Genomic DNA, 26,275 nt, shown 5'->3' on the forward strand with positions numbered 1-26,275 from the left:
CATGCGTCCATCGTAGTCTGCACCATAAACCTGTAAGAGTAGTTTTCGATGTTTGTCCGCCTACCCTCACTGTTGATTGTCTACTAAGGAGATCCGAGGCGTGAAGATTACGATATTCGGAACCGGTTATGTCGGCCTTACAGGCCGCCGTGTTTGCAGAATCTGGTCACGATGTCATGTGTGTTGATGTTGACGAAGCGAAAGTCGCCACGTTGCGGCAAGGTATCGTGACGATCTACGAGCCCGATCTGGAGCGCCTCGTCTTTGAAAACCACGCCGTCGGTCGTCTTCACTTCACATCGATCGCCGCGGAAGGCATATCGCACGGTGAAGTACAATTCATCGCCGTAGGCACGCCCCCTGACCGGGATGGCGCCGCTGACCTTCAATATGTCCTTGCAGTGGCCGATACCATCGGCGAGCACATGGAGGGCCATAAGACCGTTGTGGTGAAATCGACCGTTCCCGTCGGCGCCGGCGACAGGGTGCGTCGCCGGATTGAGGAGCGATTGGCGGCGCGTGACCGAACGGACCTAACCTTCGATGTCGCGTCCAATCCCGAATTTCTGAAAGAAGGTTCGGCGGTCGCCGACTGCATGAAGCCCGACCGGATCATAATCGGGATCGCGACAGAGGGGGCGGACAAGGTGCTGCGCGAAATCTACGCCCCTTTCAACCGCAATCACGAGAAGATCGTCACGATGGACGTGCGCAGCGCCGAACTGACGAAATATGCCGCCAACTGCATGCTCGCCACCAAGATCAGCTTCATGAACGAAATCGCCAACCTCGCCGATCTTCTCGGCGCCGACATCGAACGTGTGCGGCAGGGTATTGGTTCGGATCCTCGTATAGGCTACCACTTCATCTATCCGGGTATCGGCTATGGCGGTTCCTGCTTTCCCAAGGACGTCCAGGCGCTGATCCGAACAGCCGAGGAGACGGGGCTCGACCCGCTGGTGCTCAAGTCGGTCGACCTTCGCAACCGGTCGCAGAAACAGCTCATGGTCGAGAAGATCATGACCCACTACTCCGGGGCGGTCAGAGGCCGCGTCTTTGCGCTTTGGGGGCTCGCCTTCAAGCCCAATACGGACGACATGCGCGAGGCGCCGTCCCGTGTGATCATGGAGGAGCTGTGGAAGGCAGGGGCGACCATCCGTGCCTTCGATCCCAAGGCAATGGAGGAATGCCGGCGCATCTACGGCGAGCGCGAAGGACTGGTGTTGTGCGCCACCCAGGACGAGGCGCTTGAAGGAGCCGACGCGCTGATCGTCGCGACGGAATGGCGTAGCTTCCAGGCGGTCGACTTCAGGGCCCTAGGCAAAAAGCTCAAGGAAAAGGTGATCTTCGATGGTCGCAACGTCTACGACCCCGCGATGGCGGAAGCAAATGGCTTTTCCTATTACGGCGTCGGACGCGGAGCGCCGCTCAAAAGGAACGTTGGTTAGCTTGGGGAACGTGGTGTTTGCCTCGTCCACGGTCACCAGGGCCTGAGCGCGCAGGATACACCGCGTTCTCAACGGCTGACGTGGCGCAGAGCATCCGATGCGAGTTGAGCTTTCGAAATTCACAAGTCCGGAGCAAAAGGTACAGGTATGAATATCTATGGTCGAGACAAAGCGTTTGCTCAACTAAATAAGACGATCGCTCCGGGCGACGGGATGTTCCGGGAGGAAAGTGTCTATTTTTCGGTAGGGGCGAGCGCTATGGATTGCATTATGCTGTCACTCACGGCCGCGCGAAAGCGACCCGACTCTGTCCACCGAATTCTCGATTATGCCTGCGGCTATGGTCGCGTTCTACGGTGGCTGAAGGCGGAATTTCCATCCGCCTATTTACTCGGCGTGGACGCTGATCCAAAGGCGGCTTCTGCGGCCGGTTCTGTGCTGAACGTGGAGACGCACCCGCTCGATGTATCTCTTGCGAATCCGCTTGGCGAATCATTCGACCTGATCTGGGTGGGCTCCCTGTTCACGCACCTTCCCGAAGCAGAATCTGCGCGAGTTCTCGCCTTCTTGCGGGACCATTTGAATCCCGGTGGTGTGCTGGTTTTCACAACGCATGGCGCCCTGGTCGAGTCACGCATTCGATCGGGCGAGCGCAATTATGGCCTGTCGATTGAAGGCGTCGAATCGTTGCTTCGACTTTACGATGCCTCGGGCTACGGCTTTGCATCGTATCCGAAGCAATCCGGCTACGGGATTTCCATTATGCGAACGTCCCATATTGCGCAGATGTGTGAAACCGCCAAGCTTACGCCTGTATGTTTTCGCAGCCAAGGCTGGGCCGGTCACCAGGACATGCACGCTTCACAACGCTAGAGCTGGCCGACCAAGGCACGCGTTCACGTCTTGACCTCAAACCTCCATAGAGAGCGGGAGCGCCGAGCGTCCGTCACGGTCGCGTCTCATCACACTCCGGGGTCTGACAGTGTCTCAACCGTAAGCGGCGTCCGCACGCGGTAGAGGAGCGACCAGAAGACGGATCTCGTTCGTGCGCAGGATATCTTCATTGTATATCCTCCGGAGCCGATCTGGGATTGGAAGTTTTGTTTCCATGCGTTCCTGCGCAAGTATTTCGAATCCGGCGCCTATTGTTGCTTCTGCAATATCGTCGGCGGTCGCGCGATTCAAGGTGAGAAACTGATCCCACTCCCGGTCTTTACGCGATTGGGGATTGTCGGAGTTCATTACCTTGTCGTGGATCACGTCTATCTGGTCCAGCAGGTGCGCCCATGGCCGCTGGTCGTAGCGATAGAGATGAGACCCCTTTGGAGAGTAATAGAGGGGATCGATTTGAATGAACAGGAGCCCATCCGGACGAAGTCTGCCCCTCAACATTCGCATCGTCGTTTCGAGTTGGTCGAAAGGAACATGCTCAAATACCGACCATGCGAAGATTAGGTCTAGGTCAGCGTAAGAAGGGGGAAGGGTGCCGGGCGGAGCCTGACTGATCTCGAGGTTGCTGGGGATGTCTGTTTGAAGAAATGTGCGTAGGGCCTCCCGGAGATGCTCAAGCTGGGCCGGAATTATATCGCATCCGAAGAAAAGAGAGGTCGGATGCCGTAACGCAAAGGAGGAAATGGCAATACCCTGTCCGCAACCGAAGTCCAGAATTCGTGCCTGCTTATTGAAGTTGACCCTGTCCCCGACGAAGTGCCGTACCGTCCCGTATTCATGCGTCACACGCGCCCTGAAGCCGGCGTCGGCAACTTCTTTCATTCGCTCATGCATCGACACGGGAAGCCTCGTCGAACTTGAAGGGGAACAGGCGCCATTCGCTGAGATCGAGCCCGGAGATCTTCTCGGCAAGGTTTATGTCGGATTGAAGCCGGGAATGGACATCCAGAAGTTCGTCACGGGAGAAGCGCGGCCGAACCTGTCCTTCTTTGGGAGCCTCGGCGATCGTCAGATGATCTCCCGCCACGACGAGTTCGTTGCCGACGTTCAGAGCCCGGTTCAGCGCTGCTGGCCCGTCCTCGACTTCAAGAAAGGAAAAGGCGTCGGTAACGAATCTGTGCGGGTTGTTTCTCAGCGTCTCGAAGTGAAGGAAGCATACGTTCTCGCGCCCGAATAGACTTATGACGCGCGCCATCGCATTGGCATGTTGAGCATTGGCGAGATCCATTCCCTGCTGTGGCGTGGTCTCGAGGATCGGTTCGGAGCCTAGGAGCCGTCCTCGGCGATAGTTGTGGAGATACAGCGAGATGTATTTTTCGGTCGGATGGCGAAGACAGATGATGAACCGCAAGTTTGTTCCGAAAGCGTCCTTGATCCGGTGCATGGCCTGCGGGTGATGAAAGTAAAGGGCGGACGCCTCTCCCACCCACCGTTCATTGCCCGCGTCTGAAAATTGTTCGGTGAGATAGTGCGAGACATTCTCCGGCACATAGTCCTTCTTAGAGAAAAAGAGCGGCTCCTTCAGTTTCGTCATAAAGATATCTGGGTGACGGGCGAGATTGGCCTGAAGGTAGGTGGTGCCGGCTTTTTGCTCTCCGGCGATCATGAAATTCGGAACTCTCAATATGCACTCCTGCCCGCAATCCCTTGGAGGCGCTTAGTCTACATACTCGGTCGCGGGCCTTCAATCTCCAAAGGCGAACGACATGCTCGGCGGCGCAGTCGCGGCGGCGTCGTAGGGATCGCGCGCCCATGGTACGCGCTGTCGCCGCCCGCCTTGTGCTATGCGTTGCTCGGACGGTAAGAGTATAATACAGAATTGGCACTCTGGAAGAGGGCCATGTCATAGTCTCGGCTTGCGATAGCTCGACCACTCGCGGGGGCGTTAGCGTTTGGTGTCCATGCGTTTCACTTTCATACGGCGTTCCTTCCAGACGGCTATCTAGGCGGTGATCGGTATCTCGTGGAGATGGTGTCTCACGACGTGGTGTAGCTAGCGGCCTTGGTCGTCGCGCTGTCCGTCATTGCCGAGCTGATCAGCGCGCCACGGCTGGCAGGCAGATGAGGCGATCATCGCTCACTTTCCGGCGCCTTCCAGTGTCATGTAGCAGGCGCGCTGGACGGCCCGCTCGTCGTTCTGTTCCTGCAGCTGCGCGTCGACGAGGCGGACGATGGCGTCGTCGTCGGGAAGATGCAAACCACGTCGATTCCTCGCTTGATCTCGCCGTTGAGGCGCTCGATTGGGTTCGTCGAGTGCAGCTTGGCCCGGTGCTCCTTCGGGAAGGTCATGGCGAGCACGTCCGGCTCGGCGTCATCGAGGATGGCGGCGAGCATTGGCATCTTCGGGCGGACCTGATCGGCGACGGCGCGCCACTGGGCGCTGGCGGCTTCCGATGTCTCCTGCGCGAAGGCTGTGGCGATGAAGGCGGAGACGACGCGTCGGCCTTGTCTGTCGGCATGCGCCAGCACGTTCCTCATAAAGTGCATCCGGCACGCTGCCAGGTGGCCGAGAGCACCTTGGTGACGACGGCCTTGAGCCCTCATGGGCATCCGAGACGACCAGCTTTACGCCCCTGAGGCCGCGCCGGGCGAGCTTGCGCGGGAACTCCGTCCAGATCGCTCGGCCTCCGACGTGCTGATCTCCATGCCCAGAACCTCGCGCCAGCCATCGGTGTTGAGACCGACCGCGATGATGACGGCGACGGACACGATGCGGCCCCCGCGACGCACCTTCAGATAGGTCGCATCGATCCACAGATACGGCCAGTCGCCTTGGATCGGCCGTTCCAGGAGGGCTTTCACCTTGCCGTCGATCTCTCCGCACAGCCGCGACACCTGGCTCTTCGAGATACCGCTCATGCCCATCGCCTTGACCAGTTCGTCGACCGAGCGCGTCGAGATGCCCGGACATAGGCTTCCCGAATTCCTCTAGCTGTTGGAGGATGAAGAACACTGGAGTAGTTTCTAGGCTGTTCACCCTCAACTGCACCACTTCCCCTTCCGGTTCAGCGCCTCACGCCGCCTTTGCCGCTTTGCGCGCGAGACGGGCCTTGATGCTCTCGACGTCGGCGCGCGGGGTCGCGGCGAAGAGGGTCTTGGTGTAGCTGTGCTTCGGGTTTGAAAACACCTCCTCGCGCGGGCCGTATTCGACCGCCTCGCCGAAATACATCACCATCACGTCGTCGGCGATGTAGCGCACCACCGACAGATCGTGGCTGATGAAGACATAGGTGAGCTGGAACTCGTCCTGCAGGTCGGCGAGAAGGTTCAGCACCTGCGCCTGGACGGAGAGGTCGAGCGCCGAGACCGGTTCGTCGAGCACGAGCAGGCTCGGATTGAGCATCAGGGCGCGGGCGATTGCGATGCGCTGGCGCTGGCCGCCGGAGAACATGTGCGGGTAGCGGTTGAAGTGCTCCGGGCCGAGCCCGACCTTGATGAGCATCTGCATGGCGCGCTCGCGCCGCTCGTCGGCCGGGACGTTGGTGTTGATCAGCAGCGGCTCGCCGAGCACGTCGCCGATCTTCTGGCGCGGGTTGAGCGAGCCGTAGGGGTTCTGGAACACGATCTGCACCTTCCGCCGCAACTCCGGCGTCAGCCCGCCCTTTGCGATGTCGACCTTCTGTCCTTCGATCAGCAGGTCGCCCGCGGTCGCCGCGTCGATCATGGTGATGATGCGCGCCAGCGTGGACTTGCCGCAGCCGCTCTCGCCGACGATGGCGAGCGTCTTGCCCTTTTCCACGGTGAAGGAGACGCCCTTGACGGCATGCACCACGCGAGCCTTGGAGAACAGGCCGCCGGGCACGTGATAGTCGCGGACGATGTCGCGGCCTTCGAGGACGACGGTGCTCATAGCGGGCCCTCCATGGGCGGCGTGACGACGGCCGGTGCGGCCTGTTCGAAGATCAGGTCGGAGACGGTCGGCAGCCGGTCGCCGGTGGCGTTGTCGGGAAGGGCGGAGAGCAGGGCGCGGGTGTAGTTGCTCTTCGGGTTCTCGAAGAGGGTGAGGACGTCCGCCTCCTCCATCTTGCGGCCCTTATGCTGGACGATCACCCGGTCGGCCGTCTCGGCGACGACGCCCATGTTGTGGGTGATCATGATCAGCGCCATGCCGTATTTCTCCTGCAGCGAAACCAGCAGGTCGAGGATCTGCTTCTGGATCGTCACGTCGAGCGCCGTGGTCGGCTCGTCGGCGATGAGCAGCTTCGGATTGCAGGCGATCGCCATGGCGATCATGACGCGCTGGCACTGGCCGCCGGACATCTGGTGCGGATAGGAGGTAAGCCGCTCCGCCGGATCGGGAATGCCGACGAGCCGCAAAAGCTCGATCGCCCGCTCACGGCGCTGGTGCCGGTCCATGTGCATGTGGAGCCTCAGCACCTCCTCGATCTGGAAGCCGACCGTGAATGACGGGTTGAGGCTCGCCATCGGCTCCTGGAAGATCATCGCCATGTCCTTGCCGATGATCTTGCGCCGTTCGGCGTCGTCGAGCTTCAGAAGGTCCGTGCCGGCGAAGCTCATCCTGTCGGCGCGCACCTTGGCCGTCCAGGGCAGGAGGCCCATGACGGCGAGCATCGACACCGACTTGCCCGAGCCGGACTCGCCGACGATCGCCAGCACCTCGCGCTCGTCGACCTTGAGCGACACGCCGTCGACCGCCCGGAACGGACCCTGCGCGGTGTCGAACTCGACGACGAGGTTCTCGATTTCAAGGAGTGCCATGTCAGCTCCTCTTCAGCTTCGGGTCGAGCGCGTCGCGCAGGCCGTCGCCCATCAGGTTGATTGCCAGCACCGTGATGAGGATGGCGAGGCCGGGCAGCGTCACCACCCACCAGGCGCGCAGGATGAATTCGCGCGCCTCGGCGAGCATCGTGCCCCATTCCGGGGTAGGAGGCTGCGCGCCCATGCCGAGGAAGCCGAGGGCGGCGGCGTCGAGGATGGCGGTCGAGAACGACAGCGTCGCCTGCACGATCAGCGGCGCCATGCAGTTCGGCAGGATGGTCCGGAACATCAGCCTGAGCGGCTTGGCGCCGGCTACCTTGGCCGCGACCACATAGTCCTTGGTCTTCTCCGACAGCACGGCCGCGCGGGTGAGCCGCACGAAATGCGGCTGCAGCACCAAAGCGATGGCGATCATCGCATTGATGAGGCCGGGACCGAGCACTGCGACGAGGACGAGCGCCAAAAGCAGCGACGGGAAGGCGAGGATCACGTCCATCACGCGCATGATCAGCGTGTCGGTGCGCCCGCCGACATAGCCGGCGATGACGCCGAAGAAGATGCCGACGGTGAGCGACAGTGTCGTCACGATGACGCCGATGAAGAGCGAGAACCGCGCCCCGTAGAGGAGGCGCGAGAGAATATCGCGGCCGACGGCGTCGGTGCCGAGCAGATAGGCCGAGCGGCCGCCCTCTTGCCAATAGGGAGGCACGAGGATCGCGTCGCGATATTGTTGCTGCGGCAGGTGCGGCGCGATCAGCGGCGCAAACAGCGCGAGCACGACGAGGACGACGAAGACCCAAAGGCCGATGACAGCGCCCTTGTTCTCGGAGAAGTAGTACCAGAATTCGGACAGGCGCTGGCCGAGCGTCACCGCGTGGCGATCGGCTTCCTGGAGGGCCTGGGGTGTGGTGGTTGCCATGACGCCCTCCTCAATGCCGGATGCGCGGGTTGATGAGGCCGTAAAGCAGGTCCACGATCAGGTTCACCAGCATGATGATCGAGGCGATGATCAGCAGGCCGCCCTGGATGACGGGGTAGTCGCGCTTGAACACCGAATCGACCATCCATTTGCCGATGCCCGGCCAGGAGAAGATGGACTCGGTCAGGATTGCGCCGGCGAGCATCACGCCGACCTGCAGGCCGATGGTGGTGACAACCGGGATCATCGCGTTGCGCAGCGCGTGCACGCCGATGACGCGCAGCGGCGGCAGGCCCTTGGCGCGGGCCGTGCGCACATAGTCCTCGCCGAGCACCTCAAGCATGGCCGAGCGCGTCTGGCGCGCGATGACAGCGAGGGGGATCGTGCCAAGCACGATCGTCGGCAGGATGAGATGCGAGACCGCGGACCTGAACGCGCCCTTCTGGCCCGAGATAAGCGAGTCGATCAGCATGAAGCCGGTGACCGGCTGGAAGAAGTAGGAGAAGGAGATGCGGCCCGACACCGGCGTCCATTGCAGGAAGCCGGAGAAGAAGATGATGAGCAGCAGGCCCCACCAGAAGATCGGCATCGAATAGCCGATGAGGGCCGTGCCCATGACCGATTGATCGATGAAGGATCCACGTCGGATCGCCGCGATGATGCCGGCCGGGATGCCGAGGATCACCGCGAAGATGATGGCGCAAAGGGAGAGCTCAAGCGTCGCCGGGAACAGCTTGGCGAAGATGGTGAGCACGGGTTCCTTGGTGGTGATCGACCGGCCGAAATCACCGGTGAGCACATTGCCGAGATAGTCGAGATACTGGATCACGATGGGCCGGTCGTAGCCGAGCTCGTGCGAGATCTTCTCGTAGCGTTCCGGCGACATCACCCGTTCGCCCGACATCAGCATCACGGGGTCGCCCGGCAGCAGCCGGATGAAGGCGAAGGCGACAATCGAGACGCCGATGAAGGTCGGGATCAGGACGGCGAGGCGTCCCAGGAAAAAGCGCAGCATGGCCCACCCAAAGGTCTGTGCCGGACGTGCGGCCGCGCGGAACGACAGGTCTCGCGAGGTTCATCCGTGCCGGTACGCGCATAGCAAAGGGGGCGCCCGTCGCCGGGCACCCCCGCGAGGATGCTATGTCAGCTTACTCGGCAATGTCGACGCCCGTGAAGGCGTGATGGCCGAGCGGGCTCATCACATAGCCGGAGACCTTCTTGGACATCGGCATCACGACGACCGAGTGGTCGAGCGTGACCCACGGCGCCTCGCGCTTGAAGACGACCTGGGCCTCTTCGTAGAGCTTGGCGCGCTCTGCCTGGTCGGTCGAGGTCTTGGCCTGCGTCACCAGCTTGTCGAACTCCTCGTTGCACCACTGCGCGCGGTTGTTGCCGCCGACCGCGTCGCAGCCGAGCAAGGTGTGCAGGAAGTTGTCCGGGTCGCCATTGTCGCCGGTCCAGCCGAGGATGACGGCACCGTCGCGGTCCTTGGCCTTCGAGCGGTCGAGATATTCGGCCCACTCATAGGTGACGATCTCTGCCGAGACGCCGATGGCGGCGAGGTCGGCCTGGATGATCTCGGCGGCGCGGCGCGCGTCGAGCATGTAGGGGCGCGCAACCGGCATCGCCCAGACCTTCATCTTCAGGTCCTTGACGCCGGCGGCCTCGAGCGCGGCCTTGGCCGCGGCCGGGTCGTATTTGTCGTCCTCGATCGCGTCGTTGTAGCCCCACATCGTCGGCGGCATCGGGTTCTTGGCCACGGAGGCCGCGCCCTGGAACACCGCGTCGACGATCGCCTGCTTGTTGATCGCGCCGGCAATGGCCTTGCGGACCTCGGTCTTGTCGAACGGAGGCTGCATGGTGTTGAAGGCGAGATAGGCGACGTTGAGGCCGTTCTCTTCCATCACCTGCAGGTTCGGGTCGGCCTTCATGGCGGCGACGTCGGCGGCTGCCGGATACGGCATCACGTGGCATTCGCCGGCCTGGAGCTTCTGGTAGCGGACCGAGGCTTCCTTGGTGATGGCGAAGACGAGGTCGTCGATCTTCTCCTTGCCCTTCCAGTAGTCCGGGTTCGCCTTGTACTGGATGCGCGCGTCGAGCTGGTAGTCGACGAACTGGAACGGACCGGTGCCGACCGGCTTCTGGTTCAGCTGTTCCTTGGTGTTCGCTTCGGCCAGCTTGTCGGCATATTCCTTTGAGACGATCGAGCCGAAATCCATGCCGAGATTGGTGAGGAACGGAGCTTCCTTCTGCTTCAGCACGAACTTGACGGTCATGTCGTCGACCTTGTCGATCGAGGCGATCAGGTCGGGCATCCCCATGCCGGCGAAATACTCCCATGCGCCGCCGGTGACGTAGGCGTTGTACGGATTGTCGGCCTTGAGCTGGCGCTCGAAGGAGAAGATCACGTCATCCGCGTTCATCTCGCGGGTCGGCGTGAAATAGTCGGTGGTGTGGAACTTCACGCCCGGGCGCAGCTTGAAGGTGTACTGCAGGCCGTCGTCGGAGATCTCATAGCTTTCGGCGAGGCCGGGCTCGATCTCGGTGGTGCCGGCCTTGAACTCGACGAGGCGGTTGTAGACGGGACGAGACGACGCGTCGAACGTGGTGCCGGCGGTATAGAGGGCGGGGTCGAAACCCTCCGGTGAGCCCTCCGAGCAGTAGACCAGTGTCTTTGCGCTGGCCACGCCGCTCAGGACGGTTGCGGCAAGCAACGCCGCCGCAAAACTCAGTTTTTTCATAAATAACGCTCCCATTTTTTTACGCTTGAGCCACTGACAGGCTCGCGAAGCCGCATATAAGCATCGAATTCGGAGCATTGGAACTCCCCCCGGCGTGGCGTTGGGGAATGTTTGAAATCCGTCGGGCGCGCGGCGGGATCGGTGGGAAACGCGAGACTTGCGTGCTTCGGTCATCTCACCCTAGATAGACCCACCAAGGATCGATGGCCGTTTGCGGCCGGCATGAAATACAACAAGTCCTGGTGGCACTCTGCCGGGACGTGGAGGGAGCAGGGAATGGCAAAATCGGCAGGAAAGTCCGGTGCGGGAGCACGGGCCGCTGGCAAGTCGGCGAAGGCCGCTGCGCCGAAGAGCGGTCTCGCGGCGCGCACCAAACCGTCCGACATGAAGAAGGCGCCCGCCGAAGACGCGAAGAAATCGACGGCAAAGGCGACGGCGGAGAGCAAGGCGAAGCCGGCCGCCGTGCCGGCGAAGGCGAAAGCAGCACCTGTCGCGAAGGCGAAGCCCGTGGCCGCTGCGAAGGCCAAAGCAGCTCCGGCCACGTCGGCCGCCAAGCTCGCTGTGTCCAAGCCCGCCGCCCCCAAGTCGGCGGCTAAGGCCGCAAAGCCAGCTGCGGCCGCCGCAGCAGCGGCGCCTGCGAAAGCCGCGGCGAAGCCTGCAAAGCCCGCGCAGAAGCCCAAGGCCGCAAAGTCTGCGGAGGCGAAGCCGGAGGCCGTGAAGGCGGCCGCTGCGTCTGCCGAGACGCCGGCGGCGGAGACCGTCAAGCCGGCCACCGCGAAGCCCGCCGCCAAGGCGAAAACCTCGAACAAGCCGACCTCGGCATCGAAGCCCTGGCTGGCGAGCTATCCGAAGGAGATCCCCGCCGAGATCGGTCCGATCCCCTATCAGTCGATCGGCGATCTGCTGGCGGATTCGGTCAAGAAGTTCTCGACCCGGCCGGCCTTCACCTGCATGGACAAAACGCTCACCTATGCGCAGATCGGCGAGATGGCCCAGTCCTTCGCCGCCTTCCTGCAGTCCAAAGGACTGCAGAAGGGAGCGCGGGTGGCGATCATGATGCCGAACGTGCTGCAATATCCGATCGCGATGACTGCGGTGCTGCGCGCGGGCTACACGGTCGTCAATGTCAATCCGCTCTACACGCCGCGCGAGCTCGAGCATCAGCTGAAGGATTCCGGCGCCGAGGCGATCATCATCCTGGAGAACTTCGCCCACACGCTCCAGTCCATCGTCGCCAAGACCAACGTGAAGCACGTCGTCGTCGCCGCGATGGGCGACCTGCTCGGCCTCAAGGGCCATATCGTCAACCTGGTCGTGCGCCGGGTGAAGAAGCTGGTGCCGGCCTGGTCGCTGCCGGGGCACATCAAGTTCAACGATGCGCTCAAGGCCGGCAGCCGCGCTACCTTCAAGCCGGCGAAGGTCGGTCCGGACGACGTCGCCTTCCTGCAATATACCGGCGGCACGACGGGCGTTTCGAAGGGCGCGACGCTGCTGCATCGCAACGTGCTCGCCAATGTGGCGCAGAACGACGTCTGGGTGCAGACCGCCTATCTCAAGCGGGCGAAGCCCGACCGGCTGGTCTATGTCTGCGCGCTGCCGCTCTACCACATCTACGCGCTGACGGTGAACGCGCTGATGGGCATGCAGCAGGGCGCGCAGAACATCCTGATCCCCAACCCGCGCGATATCCCCGCTTTCGTCAAGGAGCTGGGAAAGTATCCGTTCAACATCTTCCCCGGCCTCAACACGCTGTTCAACGCGCTGCTCAACAATCCCGACTTCCAGAAGCTCGACTTCAAGCCGCTGCTGCTGACCTTCGCCGGCGGCATGGCGGCGCAGAAGGCCGTGTCGGAACGCTGGCAGAAGCTCACCGGCTGCATCATCTCGGAGGGCTACGGCCTGTCGGAAACGTCGCCCGTGGCGACCGCCAACCGCTTCGACGCGTCGGAGTTCACTGGCACGATCGGCATCCCGATCCCTTCGACGGAGATCACGATCCGCGACGACGACGGCAACGACCTGCCGCTCGGCGATGTCGGCGAAATCTGCATCAAGGGCCCGCAGGTGATGGCCGGCTACTGGAACCGCCCGGAGGAGACCGCGAAGGTCATGACGGCCGACGGCTTCTTCAAGTCGGGCGACATGGGCTTCATGGACACGCGCGGCTACGTCAAGATCGTCGACCGTAAGAAGGACATGATCCTCGTCTCGGGCTTCAACGTCTATCCGAACGAGATCGAGGACGTGGCGGCAACCCATCCCGGCGTGCTCGAATGCGCCGCGATCGGCGTGCCGGACGAGAAGTCGGGTGAAACGCCGAAGCTGTTCGTGGTCAAGAAGGACCCGGCGCTGACCGCCGACGTGCTGAAGGCCTATCTCCGCGAGAACCTGACCGGCTACAAGGTGCCGAAATACATCGAGTTCCGCACCGACCTGCCGAAGACCAATGTCGGCAAGATCCTGCGGCGCGAGCTGAGAGGTTGATCCTTCTTCCGCAGGAGGCCGCTGCGGCTTTGCGCTGAATCAAGGCGTTGCGGGCCGTTGGTCGTCACGGTGGCTGTCGTGACGACCAATGGGGCAGGACCATGAACAGGGAATGGCACGAGGCGCACCCGCTTGCGCGCAATGCGACGTTCGAGGAGCGCCTCGAATGGCACAGGCAGCACCGCGAGCAATGCGGCTGCCGCGAATCGCCGGCGAACATCCTGAAAGAGCTGGAGAAGCGCGGCCTGCTTGGACCTCGCGCTACTCGCAAGAACGGCTGACCCGCATGCCGTCGCGCCGCGCCGTGCTTCTGGGAGCCGCCGCGGCCGGCGTTCTGGCAGGCGGCGGCGTCGCGACGGCTTCTTTCCGGCGGACGCTGGCGGCAGCCGAGGCGCGCATCTCCCAGGGCAGCTCGACCATCGAAACCCGCCTTGGGACGATAGAATGGGGTGAGGCGGGCACCGGCGCGCCGATCCTGATGATCCACGGCACGGGCGGCGGCTTCGACCAGGGGCTGGCCTTCTGCCGCCGTCTCAGCGCCGACGGCTTCCGGATCATCGCGCCGTCGCGTTTCGGCTATCTGCGCAGCACCTATCCCGATGATCCGAGCTCGGCGCGGCAGGCGGATGCGTTCGTGGACCTGCTCGACCATCTCGGGATCGACAAGCTGCCCGTCGCGGGCGGCTCGGCTGGTGCGTTGTCGGCGATCGAGTTCGCCATCCGCCATTCCGACCGGTGCAGCGCGCTGATCGCGATCGTGCCGGCTTCATATGCTCCAGAGCGGCCGAGCTTCCAGCCGATGAGCTGGTGGCAGGAGAAGACGATGCGGGCGATGCTGGAGTCCGATCTGCTTTTCTGGGCCGCTCTGGGGATGGCGCGCGATACGATGATCGGCACGATGCTCGCGACCGACCCGGCCCTGGTCTCGGCGGCATCCGCCGCGGAACGGGCCCGCGTCGACGAGATCCTCTCCGGCATCCTCCCTGTCAGCCGCCGCAGCCGCGGGCTTATGAACGACGCCCGCCTCGCCTCCGACCCGGCGCGGTCGGAGCTTGAGCGCATCCGCGCGCCGACGCTCGCCACATCAGTGGAGGACGACCGTTTCGGCACGGCCGACGCGGCGCGCCACATCGCGCGCGAGATTGAAGGCACGCGACTCGTCGTCTATCCGACCGGCGGACATGTCTGGGTGGGTCACGACGAGGAATTGTTCGCGGAGGTCGCACGCTTCGTCCGCGGCCTGCCGACATAGACGCCGCCGGCCTACTTCTCTCCCGTCACCACGGGCCGGAGCGGATCCCTGGACCAGTCGAGCATCGATCCGTCATAGACCGAGACCTTCTCGTGGCCGAGCAGAAGCCGTGCGAAGGCCACGTTGCTGGCTGCGACCCCGGCGCCGCAATAGGCGATGACAGACGTGTCGGGATCGATTCCGGCGTCGGTGAACCGTCTTTCCAGAGAGGCAGGATCCAGGTAGCGGCCGGTTTCGGGGTCGACCAGCGTGCCCGTCGGCACGTTGATGCTTTGAGGGATGTGGCCGGGACGTCCGTAGACGATCAGAGAGTCTCCCCTGAATACGTCTGGCGGGAGGGCGTTGACGAGTTGCGAGCTGCCGTCGTCGAGAGCTTTGTTGACGGCCCTGGTGTCAACGAACACGCGCTTGTCGGCCGGCCGCCAGGCAAATTCCTCCAGCGGAGGCGTGGCGGGCGGAACCGCTCCTGCCTTCACGGGGAGGCCTGCGGCCTTCCAGTCGGCAAAGCCGCCGTTCAGCACCGCGGCATTGGTGAATCCGAATGCGCGCAACATGAGCCAGACGCGCGCAGCCCAGCCCGGTTGCGCGGTGGAATAAACCACGACGAAACTGTCCCGCCCGATGCCGAGGGAGGCTGCCATACGCGCGAAATCCTCGAGCGGCGGCAATGTGAACAGCAGGCCTTTGACGGGGACGGACAGGTCACGCTCGAGATCGACATAGCGCGCGCCGGGCACATGGCTTTTCAGGAATTCGGCTTCTCCCGACAGCGGCGCAAAGGGCTTGTCCTTCGCGGCGACGAGCGTCGTCGTGACGTCGAGCACGACGAGCCCCGGCTCGCCGAGCCGCGCGTGGAGCTCCTGCGGCGAGATGAGGAATTCGGGATGCGCATAGCTTTCCATGGCCGATCCGGGTTCCGCCGGCGCCATGATGCGCGGGCAAGAATCTCCTGTCACACGCGCCGCGCCGTGACAACCGGTCCTAGCCGGCGAGGGCGTTCCTCTCGGCGAGAAGCATTGGCAGATCGGCGACGGAGCCGATGATCGCATCGGCGCGCGCGCGCTTGAACGTGCCTTCCGTCCCGGTGCCGGAGAGCACGCCGATCGAGAGCCCGCAACCGGCATTGTGCGCCATCTCGATGTCGTGGCCGTTGTCGCCGATGATGGCCACCTCGGAGGGCGAGAGGCCGGTGAGGTCGCAGAAGGCGAGCACCGTGTCCGGCGCCGGCTTCGGCCGGGCGACCGCGTCGTAGCCGTAGGCGGCGTCGAACATGCCGGCGATGCCGAGCATGAGGATGGTCTGCTGCGCGCCGGCGGTGGAATCGTTGGTCGCCACGCCCATGCGGTAGCCACCCTGATGCAGCGCGGCGAGCGCTTCCTTGACCCCGGCCACGGCCACCGCCTTCGCCGCACCGTTGATGGCGGTGATGCCGTTGAAGCGGACGACGAGCTCCTGGCGCAGCGTCGGTTCCAGGTCCGGATACCAGAGCGCCACGACATCGGCGTTGGTGCCCGCCGCGAAGACCGAATCGGCGACGAAGTGCTTGGCCTTGAAGTCGTAGCCCGCCTGCTCCATCAGCCGGTCCGCCCGCAGACGGTCGCCGCCGGCGGCTTCCAAAGCCATCATGTCGCCGATCGAGAACCAGGTGCGGTCGAAGTCGACCAGCGTACCGTCCTTGTCGAAGAGAATCCCCCGGATGCGCGCCACAGCCTATTCCTCCGTCGCCAATGCGTGAATGTGCGCGACGAGGCCGGCGGTCGATGCGTCCCGCCCGGCGGCCGAGGCCTTGCCTTCGACGACCGGCAGCAGCCCGGTCGCCAGTTCCTTGCCCAGTTCGACGCCCCACTGGTCGAAGGCGTTGATGCCGAACAGCGCGGCCTCGACGAAAACGCGATGCTCGTAGAGTGCGACGAGGCGGCCGAGCGCGAACGGATCGAGTTTCTGGTGGACGATAGTGACGGAGGGCCGGTTGCCCGAGAAGACGCGGTGCGGCGCGATGGTTTCCGCCTTCGCTGCGTCCATCCCTGCTTTCAGGAGCTGCGCGCGCGCCTCGTCCAGCGTGCGGCCGCGCATCAGCGCCTCGGACTGGGCGAGGCAGTTCGCGACGAGCAGCGCGTGATGATGCGCGAGTTCAGGCTCGAACCCTTCGGCCGCGACGATGAACTCGACCGGGATGACGTCGGTGCCCTGGTGCAGCAGTTGGAAGAAGGCGTGCTGGCCATTGGTGCCGGGCTCGCCGAAGACGAGGGGACCGGTCGGCGTCGTGACCGCCGTGCCGTCGATCGCGACGCCCTTGCCGTTCGATTCCATGTCGAGCTGCTGCAGGTAGGCCGGCAGGCGCGATAGCCGCTGGTCGTAGGGGATGACGGCGCGGGCCGGATAGCCGCAGATGACGCGGTGCCACCAGCCGATCAGGCCGAGCACGGCGGGCAGGTTCTCCAGGATCGGCGCGGTGCGGAAATGCTCGTCCATCGCATGCGCGCCGGCGAGGAAACGGCGGAAATTCTCCGGCCCGACCGCGATCATGATCGGCAGGCCGATCGCCGACCATAGCGAATAGCGTCCGCCCACCCAGTCCCAGAAGCCGAAGACGCGCTCTTCGGGAATGCCAAAGGCGGCAGCCTTGTCGATCGCCGTGGAGACCGCCGCGAAGTGCAGCGAAGCGAGGTCGGCGCCGACCGCGGACTGCACCCAGGCCTTCGCCGTGGTCGCATTGGTCATCGTCTCGATGGTGGTGAAGGTCTTCGAGGCGACGATGAAGAAGGTGGTTTCCGGATCGAGCTGTTTCAACACATCCGCAATGTGCGCGCCGTCGACATTGGAGACGAAGTGGGCGCGCGGCCCGTCATGGAACGGGGCGAGCGCCAGCACGGCCATCTGCGGGCCGAGATCCGAGCCCCCGATGCCGATATTGACCACGTCGGTGATCTTCTTGCCGGTCGCGCCCTTCGTGCGGCCGGAACGGATGGAATCGGCGAAAGCGTAGAGCGCGTCGAGCACGCGCTCCACCTCGCCGGCCTCCTTCGAGCGTCCGTCGGCTACTCCCGCCGTCGCGCCGCGCAGCGCGACATGCAGCACGGCGCGGCCCTCGGTCAGGTTGATCGGCTCGCCCGCGAACATTGCGGCTCGCTTGCCTTCGAGGCCGGCCGCGAGGGCGGCTTTCTCGAGGAGCGTCATCGTCTGCGCGTCCACCGCGCATTTCGACCAGTCGAGAAGGAGATCGTCGAACGTCAGCGAGAACGCGCCGAATCGGCCCGGATCGGTCCGGAACGCCTCCCGCATGTCCATGGGCGCCTCGGCGGCGCGATGCCGCCGCAACGATTCGATCGATTCGGAGAGTTCCGCCCGTGCCAATTGGTCCCCCAGCGTGGTCGTCGTCGGCGCAAGCTAGACCGAGATGAGACCTTATTCCACTTCGGAGGCTGGCCCAATTGTCACAATACAAAACGAAAATGTGGCGTAAGTGATTGTGCCAGCCTTGCTGACATGTTAGTTCCAGGCTAGGCTTGCCCATAGAGAGGGAGTCCGCCATGTCGTCGCGAAACGATGCCGCCATCTGGTCCGGCCTGTTCACCATCTCGGCCGAATCCGGCCAGACGCTCCAGGCCCAGATCCGCCAGGCGATCGTAGCCGCCATCCTGGATCGACAGATCGCAGCGTCGATGCCGCTGCCGTCCTGCCGTATCCTGGCGGAGAAGCTCGGCGTCGCCCGCGGCACGGTGGTGCTCGCGTTCCAGCAACTGGTCGACCAGGGCTTCCTGATCGCGCGCGAGCGGCGCGGCCATTTCGTCAATCCCGAAGTGCTCGCCATGCCCGCCCGCGGCCCACAGAAACATGCCGACAACCAGGACGGCGTCGACTGGAAGGCGCGCCGCAAGGTGATGCCCAGCGACCTGCCCAAGCCCTCGAAGCAGAGCAACTGGATCAAGTCGTCCTACCCCTTCGTCTACGGTCAGTTCGATCCGGCACTGTTCCCGACGGCAGAGTGGCGCGAGTGCAACCGCATGGCGCTGGCGGTGCTGGAAATCCGTAACTGGGCGGCCGACATGGTCGACCAGGACGATCCGGCGCTGATCGAGCAGATCCAGGCGCGGCTGCTGCCGCGGCGCGGCATCTTCGCCAATCCCGACGAGATCATCATCACGCTCGGCGCGCAGAACGCGCTCTACATGCTGGCCACGCTGCTGATGGCCAAGGGTGCGCGCGTGGCGATGGAGAACCCGGGCTATCCCGATGCGCGCAGCGTCTTCCGTCTCGCCGGCGCCGAAATCGTGCCGGTGCCGGTCGACAAGGACGGGCTGAAGGTGGGCCAGATCCCGGCCGATTGCGGCTTCGTCTTCACCACGCCGAGCCACCACTGCCCCACCATGGTGTCGCTGAGCGCCGAGCGCCGCGCCCAGCTGCTTGCCGACGCGACGCGCAACAACCAGATCATCATCGAGGACGGCTACGACAGCCAACTCGTCGACGAGGCGCCGCAGCAGGCGCTGAAGAGCATCGATCGCTCCGGCCGCGTCGTCTATGTCGGCTCGATGTCGAAGACGCTCGCACCCGGCCTGCGCCTCGGCTACATCGTCGCCTCCGCCGATCTGATCGCGGAACTCAGGGCGCTGCGCCGCTTCATGCTCAGGCATCCGCCGGCCAACAACCAGCGCGCCGTGGCGCTGTTCCTGTCGCTTGGCCACCACGAGGCGCTGGTGCGCAAGCTCTCCGGCGCCTTCAGCGAGCGCCGCAAGCGGCTCGTCCAGGCGGTGTCGGCCTTCCTGCCCGAATGGAAGTCGTCGCCCGCCACCGGCGGCACGTCGCTCTGGCTCGAAGGTCCGGCGGGCGTGAATGCGTCCGCGCTGGCGGAGATGGCCGCTGCGCGCAGCGTGCTGATCGAATCCGGCGACCGCTTCTTCGACGGCCCTTTGCGGCCGACGAACTTCCTGCGGCTGGGCTTCTCGTCGATCTCGCTCCAGCACATCGAGCCGGGAATCCGCGAACTCGCGACGGCTGCCGGCAGGCGTCCCGCGGCCGCCTGATCTGGACCAGCCGGCGAGGGCCTGTGGCCCAAAAACTGGACTTCCCGGCCTTTGCCGGGCGGCGCAAGACTGGCCCGCATGTGAACGGGCGGCAGTACGGTGAGGACAAGCCGGCGCCGCGAGGAATCGGGGAACCAGTCATGAACGCAGTCTTGCAGGAGCAGGATTTGGGCGATGGCAGCCGCATGCGCCGGTCGGGAGGGCGTGAGGCCCGCCGCGCGATGCGCGCGGCCCCTCTGGCGGAGGACGTGCGGCCGATCCGGCCGGGCATGGAAGGCGGCCGCTACACGCCGCTCGCGGCCAACGACCTGGAGCGCATCCACGAGGCGGTCCTGACGCTGCTCGAGACCGTCGGCTTCGCCAATGCGATCCCGTCCTGCATCGAGACGTGTATCAAGGCCGGAGCGACCCATGGCGAGGACGGCCGGCTGCGCTTCCCGCGCGGACTGGTCGAGCACACGATCCGCATCGCCGCGCGCAACTTCACGCTGCACGGGCAGGACCCGCGGCATGACATGGTGGTGCAGGGAAAGCGGGTGCATTTCGGTACGGCGGGTGCTGCGGTGCACCTGGTGGACGTGGAGAAGCGGGAATACCGGGAATCGCTGCTACAGGACATCTACGACGCCGCCCGCATCGTCGACGGCCTCGACAACATCCATTTCTTCCAGCGGCCGATGGTGCCGCGCGACGTGGTCGACCCGTTCGACATGGACCTGAACACGCTGTACGCCTGCGTGTCCGGCACGACCAAGCATGTCGGCACGTCCTTCACCGTGGCGGACAATGTCGGCCCTGCTCTGGAGATGCTCTATGCGATCGCCGGCGGCGAGGAGAAGTTCCGCGCCCGTCCCTTCGTTTCCAACTCGAACTGCTTCGTCGTGCCGCCGATGAAGTTCGCCGAGGATGCCTGCGGCGTGCTGGAAGCCTGCGTGAAGGGCGGTATTCCGATCCTGCTGCTCTCGGCTGGACAGGCGGGCGCCACGGCCCCGGCCGCGATCGCCGGTGCGGTGGTGCAGGCGGTGGCCGAGGTGCTGGTCGGCCTCGTCTACGTCAACGCCCTCAAGCCCGGCCATCCCTGCATCTTCGGCACCTGGCCGTTTGTCTCCGACCTGCGCACCGGCGCGATGTCGGGCGGCTCGGCCGAGCAGGCGCTGCTGACGGCGGCCTGCGCGCAAATGGCGCATTTCTATGACCTGCCGGGCGGCTCGGCGGCCGGCATGGCGGATTCGAAGCTGCCCGACATCCAGTCCGGCTATGAGAAGGGCATCACCAACGTGCTCGCGGGCCTGTCGGGCCTCAACCTGATCTACGAGTCGGCCGGGATGCACGCCTCGCTGCTCGGCTTCTGCCTCGAAAGCCTGATCATCGACAACGACATGCTGGGCCAGTGTCTGCGCTGCGTGCGCGGCATCGACGTCTCCGACGCGGCACTGTCGGTCGACGTCATCACCGATGTCTGCATCAACGGGCCGGGCCACTATCTTGGCCACGGCCAGACGCTGAAGCTGATGCAGACCGAATATTTCTATCCGGCGATCGCCGACCGCTTCAGCCCGAAGGAATGGAACGAGAAGGGCAGGCCCGACATCGTCCAGCGCGCGATCGCCGAGAAGAAGCGCATCCTGTCGACGGTCTTCCCCGACCACATCCCGCGGTCGCTGGACGACCAGCTGCGGGCGAGGTTCGCCAACATCCTTCTGCCGCGCTCGGCGATGGTCGGATAGCGACCGACCGCCCGCCCTACGCGGCCTTGGCCTGGGCAGAGAGGCCGAGCCTCGCCCGCGCGGCGTCGTATTCGCGCGCGAGCCGGTCGACGAGTTCACCGGCCGAGACGATTTCCTTGACCACGCCGATGCCCTGGCCGCAGCCCCAGATTTCCTTCCATGCCTTGGCCGAACCGAAATCCATCTTGGACGGATCGGATTCGGGCAGATGGTCCGGGTCCATGCCGGCATTGCGGACGGAGCCCTTGAGGTAATTGCCGTGCACGCCGGTAAAAAGGTTCGAGTAGACGATGTCGGCCGCGTTGGACTCGACGATCATCTGCTTGTAGGCGTCGACCGCGCGCGCTTCCTTCGTGGCGATGAAGGGCGAGCCGATATAGGCCATGTCGGCGCCCATCGCCTGCGCGGCGAGGATTGCGCCGCCATTGGCGATCGCGCCCGACAGGAGCAGCGGGCCGTTGAACCACTGCCGGATCTCCTGGATCAGGGCGAAGGGCGACAGTGTGCCGGCATGACCGCCCGCGCCCGCCGCCACCGCGATCAGACCATCCGCGCCCTTCTCGATCGCCTTGCGGGCGTGACGGTCGTGGATGATGTCGTGCAGCACGATGCCGCCGTAGGAATGCACCGCCTGGTTCACCTCCGGCACGGCGCCGAGCGAGGTGATGACGATCGGCACCTTGTATTTCACGCACATGGCGAGGTCGTGCTCGAGGCGGGCGTTCGACTTGTGCACGATCTGGTTGACCGCGAAGGGGGCTGCCGGCCGGCCCGGATTGGCGCGGTCGTGCGCGGCCAGCGTCTCCGTGACTTCGGCCAGCCATTCGTCGAGCTGCGCCTCGGGCCGCGCGTTCAGCGCCGGGAACGAGCCGACGATGCCTGCCTTGCACTGCGCCAGCACCAGCGGCGGGTGCGAGATGATGAACAGCGGCGAGCCCACCACCGGAATCCGCAGGTTCTTGGTCAGGATCTCCGGCAGCGCCATTCTCGTCTCCTCCGTGTCGATTGACGTTTGCGTAAACGTAATGTCTGTCTAGCAGAATGACGGCGGCGCGCAATCTTCGCAAGCCTGCCTTGCCGGTGGACAAGCGCCATCCCGTACCCTGCGCGAAGGCCGGCAGGTTGATTGCCGCCTCACCTGCGGTTAACGATTGCGGGAAAGGGCCTTGCCCGAAGGGAAAACGCCGCTTGGATCCGATCGAACAGGCGATCAGAAACGCATTCACGAAGGGCGATCCCGAGGATCGAGCCTTCCGGGAAAAGGTTTATCGTTCGGCGAGTGCGGCACTCGAGAAGGCGCTCCAGGCGAATGCCTCGATCACGCCCGAAGCCGCAGCGCGGCGGCGCAAGAGCCTGCTCGCCGTCGTCACCAGCGTCGAGTCGGAGTTCGTGCCCGCGGTCGAGCCGGCGGCTCCTTCGGTCTCGCCGCCGGTGGCGGCTCCCTCCGCACCGATGCAGGAGCCGGCGGCCCCGGACATCCCGGCGCCCGCTGCCGCGCGCCGCGAGGAACCGTCGTTCTTTCCGGAGTCGCCTCGGGTCGAGCCGCCGGTTTCGCGCGATCCCGCGCCCGACTGGCCGACCGCGCCGGCCCCGCAGCGCGCCGAACGTCCGGCGCTCGCGGGAGAGCCGCGGCGGCCCTCGGCCGAGCCCGCCGCGCGGTCCGAGGAGAAGCCGAAACGCGGCCGGAGCCGCTGGGGCTCGATCGCCGGTCTCCTGTCCTTCCTCATCATCGTCGGCCTCGCGGTCTGGATCGCGGCGGAGGTCGGTCTGTTTGCCCCAAGGGACAGCGGCCAGCCGCAGGGGTCCGGCCCCGCCGCGTCCGACAGCGGCTCGGGAACGGACGGCGCGCCGCGCAGGCCGGGCGAGGACGAGGCCCTGGAGAACTGGATCGTGGTGTTCTCGCCTGACGATCCCACCACCGTCGCCGCGGCGGCCGGAGCGAAAGCCGAGGTCGTGGACGCGGGCGGCGACAAGGCGATCCGCATCGCGTCCGGCCAGTCCGGAGCGGTGGTGCGCTTCGACATCGGGCAGGGCACGCTGGAGAGGATCACCGGCAAGCATGCAGTGTTCGACATCGTCGCCCGCACCGGCGACGGGCCGGAGACGCAGATGTCCGTCTCGTGCGATTTCGGCGCGCTCGGCGAGTGCGGCCGCAACCGCTACATCGTCGGCTCGCAGCGTTCCGAGTTCCTGCTGCAGGTGGATGTGCCGGCGGGAACGCCGGCGGGGGCGGGCGCGATCGAGATCCAATCGGATGTCGAGGACGGCGGCAAGGCGGTGGAGATCCTGCAGATCAGGGTCAGCGCCACCGCGCCCTGATCAGTCGGGCAGCAGCGCCTGGAGCGTTTCCAGCCGGTCTGCCTCGGCGGTGGGCTTGTCCCATCTCAGCCGCGAGATGCGCGGAAAGCGCATCGCCACGCCGGAACGGTGGCGGGTCGAGCGGTTGAGGCCCTCGAAGGCGATTTCCAGCACCAGCCCGCTCGTCATGTCGGCCCGCACGGAGCGGACCGGCCCGAAACGCTCGATCGTGTTGTCGCGGACATATTTGTCGATCTGCCTCAGTTCCTCGTCGGTGAAGCCGAAATAGGCCTTGCCGACCGGCACGAGCTCCAGATCGGCCTCGTCGCCGGCCCAAACGCCGAAGGTGTAGTCCGAATAGAAGCTCGACCGCTTGCCGTGGCCGCGCTGCGCATACATCAGCACCGCGTCGACCGTGAACGGATCGCGCTTCCACTTGAACCACGGCCCTTTCGGCCGGCCGGGCACGTAGGCGGAATCGTGCCGCTTCAGCATCACGCCCTCGATCACCGGATGCGGCGGCGACATGCGCCGGGCGTTCAGCTCGTCCCACGTGTCGAACGGCACCAGCGGCGAGAGGTCGAAGCGCTGCGGGTCGAGCGAGGGCATCAGCGCCTCCAGCCGCGCCCGCCGCTCGGCGAAGGGCAGGGGGCGCAGATCCTCCGCGCCGAGCTGGAGAAGATCGTAGCAGCGCATGAAGGCGGGATATTTCGCGGCGAGCTTCGCCGAGACCGTCTTGCGGTTGAGCCGCTGCTGCAGGTCGGAGAAGCTGCCCGTCACCGCGGGGGAGCCCACCAGCAGTTCGCCGTCGATCGCCGCCTCGAAGTCCATGGCCTCGAGGAGGTCCGGGAAAGCCGTCGCGACGTCGTCGCCGGTGCGCGAGTAGAGCCGCCGCACGCCGCCTTCGCCGATCGCCTGCACGCGGATGCCGTCCCATTTCCACTCCGCGGCGTAGTCGGCAGGATCAGCCTTCTCGAGGTCGCGGTCCTCGACCGGATGGGCAAGCATGACCGGCCTGAACATGGCGAGCGCCGCCGAGGACGGCCTTTCCGCCCGACCCTCGAGCCAGGCGAAGAGCGAGAGATAAGGCGGCTTCAGCCCGTGCCATAGCTCCTCGATCTCGTTGGCTTCCTTGTTGCCGAGCTCCGCCAGCGCCTGCTTGGCCAGTCGCGCCGAGACGCCGATGCGCAGCCCTCCCGTCGCCAGCTTGATCAGGGCGAAGCGGGCGGGGATATCGAGCCGGTCGAGCAGGTCGGCGAAGATGCGCGGGCCGTCGGCCCGCCCGGCGCGCTGCAGCGTCGCGACAATCTCGGAGAGGCGGGGATCGTGCGTTTCGTCCGGTCTCGGCGTCTCCGGCCAGACGAGCGAGATCGTCTCCGCCAGGTCGCCGACATAGTCGTAGGAATAGCCGAACAGCACCGGGTCCATGCGCTCGGTCACCAGCGTCCTGAGCATCGCCGGCTTGACGGAGGGAATGTCGAGATCGCCCGTCAGCACGGCGAGCGCCAACCCACGGTCCGGATCGGGCGTGGCGGCGAAATAGTCGACGAGCAGCGTCAGCTTGCCGTTGCGCGACGGCGTGAGCACGAGACGGTCGAGGAGCTCGGCGAAGCGGCGCATCAGTCTCCCTCGTCCTCGTAGCCGATCAGGTGCAGCGGCTGGGCGGCGATGCCGGCGAGCGCGCACCACCGCACCAGCGCCTCCTCGCGGCCGTGCGTCACCCAGACTTCCGAGGCACCGGTCTCGGTGATGGTTGCGGTGAGCTCGTCCCAGTCGGAATGGTCCGACAGGATCAAAGGCAGTTCGACGCCGCGCTGCTTGGCGCGCTGGCGGATGCGCATCCAGCCGGAGGCGAAGCAGGCGACGGGATCGGGAAAGCGCCGCGCCCAGCGGTCGGCGAAGGCCGAGGGCGTGCCGACGACGATCGCGCCGGCGAATTGGTCCTTCGTGCCGGACTCGATGGTGGCGGGGGCCAGCGGCCCTAGGTCGATACCCTGAGAAACGTAGTAGTCGCAGAGCCTCGCGAGGGCGCCGTGGATGTAGATCGTCTCGCCATAGCCAGCATCGCGCAGCAGGCGGATCACGCGCTGCGCCTTGCCGAGCGCATAGGCGCCGACGAGGTGGGCGCGCTCGGGAAACTGCCGGACCGACTCCAGGAGCCGCGCAGTCTCCCCGGCGGATTCCGGATGGCGGAAGACCGGCAGGCCAAACGTCGCCTCGGTGATGAAGACATCGCAGGCGATCGGCTCGAAGGCGGCGCAGGTGGGGTCGGCCCGGCGCTTGTAATCGCCCGAGGCGACGATGCGCATGCCGTCCATCTCGACCGCGATCTGCGCCGAGCCGAGGACATGGCCGGCGGGATGGAAAGTGACGCGCGCCCCGCCGATCTCCATCGCCTCGCCCAGCCGGACGACCTGCGCGGAGCCGGCAAATCCTTCGCCGTAGCGGATGCCCATGATGTCCAGCGTCTCGCGGGTCGCCAGCACCTTTCCGTTGCCTGGGCGGGCATGGTCCGCATGGCCGTGCGTCACCAGCGCCCGCTCGACCGGCCGAACGGGATCGATGAAGAAATCGCCGGGCGGGCAGTAAAGCCCTTCCGGACGGGTGTGGAGGAGGTCGCGGGCGCGCATGACATAGAGATAGGCTATCGGCGCGCTCAGGGAAGCCTCTTGCGCAGAGCGATTGGCAGGAGCATAAGCGCGCGCCGTCGGC

The 26,275-nt window shown here is 65.1% G+C and carries 20 protein-coding genes and 2 pseudogenes; 8 read left to right on the forward strand and 14 right to left on the reverse strand.

The window, feature by feature from the left end:
- The first annotated feature begins 100 nt into the window (after positions 1 to 100).
- Positions 101 to 1,448 (forward strand): annotated as a pseudogene (locus tag LRS09_RS16800) (UDP-glucose/GDP-mannose dehydrogenase family protein).
- Positions 1,449 to 1,595: 147 nt separating this feature from the next.
- Positions 1,596 to 2,321, forward strand: a complete 726-nt coding sequence (locus tag LRS09_RS16805) for a bifunctional 2-polyprenyl-6-hydroxyphenol methylase/3-demethylubiquinol 3-O-methyltransferase UbiG (protein ID WP_257807968.1) — start codon at positions 1,596 to 1,598, stop codon at positions 2,319 to 2,321.
- A 114-nt stretch (positions 2,322 to 2,435) separates the two neighbouring features.
- On the opposite strand, the gene LRS09_RS16810 is transcribed toward LRS09_RS16805, so the two are convergent.
- From LRS09_RS16810 to LRS09_RS16845, 8 genes and pseudogenes are all read right to left on the reverse strand, one after another.
- Positions 2,436 to 3,221, reverse strand: a complete 786-nt coding sequence (locus LRS09_RS16810) for a trans-aconitate 2-methyltransferase (protein WP_257807969.1) — start codon at positions 3,219 to 3,221, stop codon at positions 2,436 to 2,438.
- A gap of 4 nt (positions 3,222 to 3,225) precedes the next feature.
- Entirely contained in the window at positions 3,226 to 4,005 is a 780-nt protein-coding gene (locus LRS09_RS16815) for a sulfotransferase (protein WP_257807970.1), read from the reverse strand.
- Positions 4,006 to 4,499: 494 nt separating this feature from the next.
- Positions 4,500 to 5,264, reverse strand: a pseudogene (locus LRS09_RS16820) (transposase).
- 148 nt (positions 5,265 to 5,412) lie between these two features.
- Positions 5,413 to 6,249, reverse strand: a complete 837-nt coding sequence (locus LRS09_RS16825; RefSeq protein ID WP_257807971.1) for a dipeptide ABC transporter ATP-binding protein — start codon at positions 6,247 to 6,249, stop codon at positions 5,413 to 5,415.
- Entirely contained in the window at positions 6,246 to 7,118 is an 873-nt protein-coding gene (locus tag LRS09_RS16830) for an ABC transporter ATP-binding protein (RefSeq protein ID WP_257807972.1), read from the reverse strand. Before LRS09_RS16830 ends, LRS09_RS16825 begins: the two co-directional genes overlap by 4 nt.
- 1 nt (position 7,119) lies before the next feature.
- Positions 7,120 to 8,037, reverse strand: coding sequence for an ABC transporter permease subunit (locus LRS09_RS16835; protein WP_257807973.1), 918 nt, complete (start codon positions 8,035 to 8,037; stop codon positions 7,120 to 7,122).
- A 10-nt stretch (positions 8,038 to 8,047) separates the two neighbouring features.
- Positions 8,048 to 9,052, reverse strand: coding sequence for an ABC transporter permease subunit (locus tag LRS09_RS16840; protein ID WP_257807975.1), 1,005 nt, complete (start codon positions 9,050 to 9,052; stop codon positions 8,048 to 8,050).
- A 133-nt stretch (positions 9,053 to 9,185) separates the two neighbouring features.
- Positions 9,186 to 10,778 carry an ABC transporter substrate-binding protein gene (locus LRS09_RS16845; RefSeq protein ID WP_257807976.1) on the reverse strand — a complete coding sequence of 531 codons (1,593 nt, stop codon included), beginning with the start codon at positions 10,776 to 10,778 and terminating at the stop codon, positions 9,186 to 9,188.
- A gap of 507 nt (positions 10,779 to 11,285) precedes the next feature.
- Here LRS09_RS16845 and LRS09_RS16850 point away from each other — a divergent pair.
- The 3 genes from LRS09_RS16850 to LRS09_RS16860 all read left to right on the forward strand — a co-directional run bounded on the left by LRS09_RS16850 (position 11,286) and on the right by LRS09_RS16860 (position 14,514).
- Positions 11,286 to 13,262, forward strand: a complete 1,977-nt coding sequence (locus LRS09_RS16850; protein WP_374684922.1) for a long-chain fatty acid--CoA ligase — start codon at positions 11,286 to 11,288, stop codon at positions 13,260 to 13,262.
- A gap of 101 nt (positions 13,263 to 13,363) precedes the next feature.
- On the forward strand, positions 13,364 to 13,543 hold the full coding sequence (locus LRS09_RS16855) for a hypothetical protein (RefSeq protein ID WP_257807977.1): 180 nt from the start codon (positions 13,364 to 13,366) through the stop codon (positions 13,541 to 13,543).
- A gap of 5 nt (positions 13,544 to 13,548) precedes the next feature.
- Positions 13,549 to 14,514: an alpha/beta fold hydrolase gene (locus tag LRS09_RS16860; RefSeq protein ID WP_257807978.1), complete on the forward strand. Its 966-nt coding sequence runs from the start codon at positions 13,549 to 13,551 to the stop codon at positions 14,512 to 14,514.
- Between the two features lie 11 nt (positions 14,515 to 14,525).
- Here LRS09_RS16860 and LRS09_RS16865 read toward each other — a convergent pair whose 3' ends face one another.
- From LRS09_RS16865 to pgi, 3 genes are read right to left on the reverse strand one after another with little or no spacing between them, the layout of a single operon-like run.
- The gene (locus tag LRS09_RS16865) at positions 14,526 to 15,563 is read right to left on the reverse strand and encodes a sulfurtransferase (RefSeq protein WP_308240313.1); all 1,038 of its coding nucleotides are present in this window, start codon (positions 15,561 to 15,563) and stop codon (positions 14,526 to 14,528) included.
- On the reverse strand, positions 15,496 to 16,221 hold the full coding sequence (locus LRS09_RS16870) for an HAD family hydrolase (protein WP_257807980.1): 726 nt from the start codon (positions 16,219 to 16,221) through the stop codon (positions 15,496 to 15,498). Before LRS09_RS16870 ends, LRS09_RS16865 begins: the two co-directional genes overlap by 68 nt.
- Before the next feature lie 3 nt (positions 16,222 to 16,224).
- Entirely contained in the window at positions 16,225 to 17,868 is a 1,644-nt protein-coding gene (pgi, locus tag LRS09_RS16875; RefSeq protein ID WP_257807981.1) for a glucose-6-phosphate isomerase, read from the reverse strand.
- Positions 17,869 to 18,044: 176 nt separating this feature from the next.
- Here pgi and LRS09_RS16880 point away from each other — a divergent pair, with 176 nt between their 5' ends.
- Both LRS09_RS16880 and LRS09_RS16885 read left to right on the forward strand, forming a co-directional pair.
- A complete protein-coding gene (locus tag LRS09_RS16880; protein ID WP_257807982.1) occupies positions 18,045 to 19,538 on the forward strand; it encodes a PLP-dependent aminotransferase family protein in 1,494 nt (497 codons plus the stop codon).
- Between the two features lie 140 nt (positions 19,539 to 19,678).
- The gene (locus LRS09_RS16885) at positions 19,679 to 21,265 is read left to right on the forward strand and encodes a trimethylamine methyltransferase family protein (RefSeq protein ID WP_257807984.1); all 1,587 of its coding nucleotides are present in this window, start codon (positions 19,679 to 19,681) and stop codon (positions 21,263 to 21,265) included.
- Positions 21,266 to 21,281: 16 nt separating this feature from the next.
- Here the strand turns inward: LRS09_RS16885 and LRS09_RS16890 are convergent, their stop codons facing one another.
- Positions 21,282 to 22,250, reverse strand: a complete 969-nt coding sequence (locus tag LRS09_RS16890) for a nitronate monooxygenase family protein (RefSeq protein WP_257807985.1) — start codon at positions 22,248 to 22,250, stop codon at positions 21,282 to 21,284.
- Between the two features lie 203 nt (positions 22,251 to 22,453).
- On the opposite strand from LRS09_RS16890, the gene LRS09_RS16895 reads away from it, so the two are divergent.
- A complete protein-coding gene (locus LRS09_RS16895) occupies positions 22,454 to 23,584 on the forward strand; it encodes a hypothetical protein (RefSeq protein WP_257807986.1) in 1,131 nt (376 codons plus the stop codon).
- Here LRS09_RS16895 and LRS09_RS16900 read toward each other — a convergent pair whose 3' ends face one another.
- Together LRS09_RS16900 and LRS09_RS16905 are read right to left on the reverse strand one after the other, a co-directional pair.
- Positions 23,585 to 25,183, reverse strand: a complete 1,599-nt coding sequence (locus tag LRS09_RS16900) for a cisplatin damage response ATP-dependent DNA ligase (protein WP_257807988.1) — start codon at positions 25,181 to 25,183, stop codon at positions 23,585 to 23,587.
- On the reverse strand, positions 25,183 to 26,193 hold the full coding sequence (locus tag LRS09_RS16905; protein WP_257807989.1) for a ligase-associated DNA damage response exonuclease: 1,011 nt from the start codon (positions 26,191 to 26,193) through the stop codon (positions 25,183 to 25,185). Before LRS09_RS16905 ends, LRS09_RS16900 begins: the two co-directional genes overlap by 1 nt.
- Positions 26,194 to 26,275: the final 82 nt, after the last annotated feature.

It is taken from the genome of Mesorhizobium sp. J428, from assembly GCF_024699925.1.
Lineage (GTDB): Bacteria > Pseudomonadota > Alphaproteobacteria > Rhizobiales > Rhizobiaceae > Mesorhizobium_A.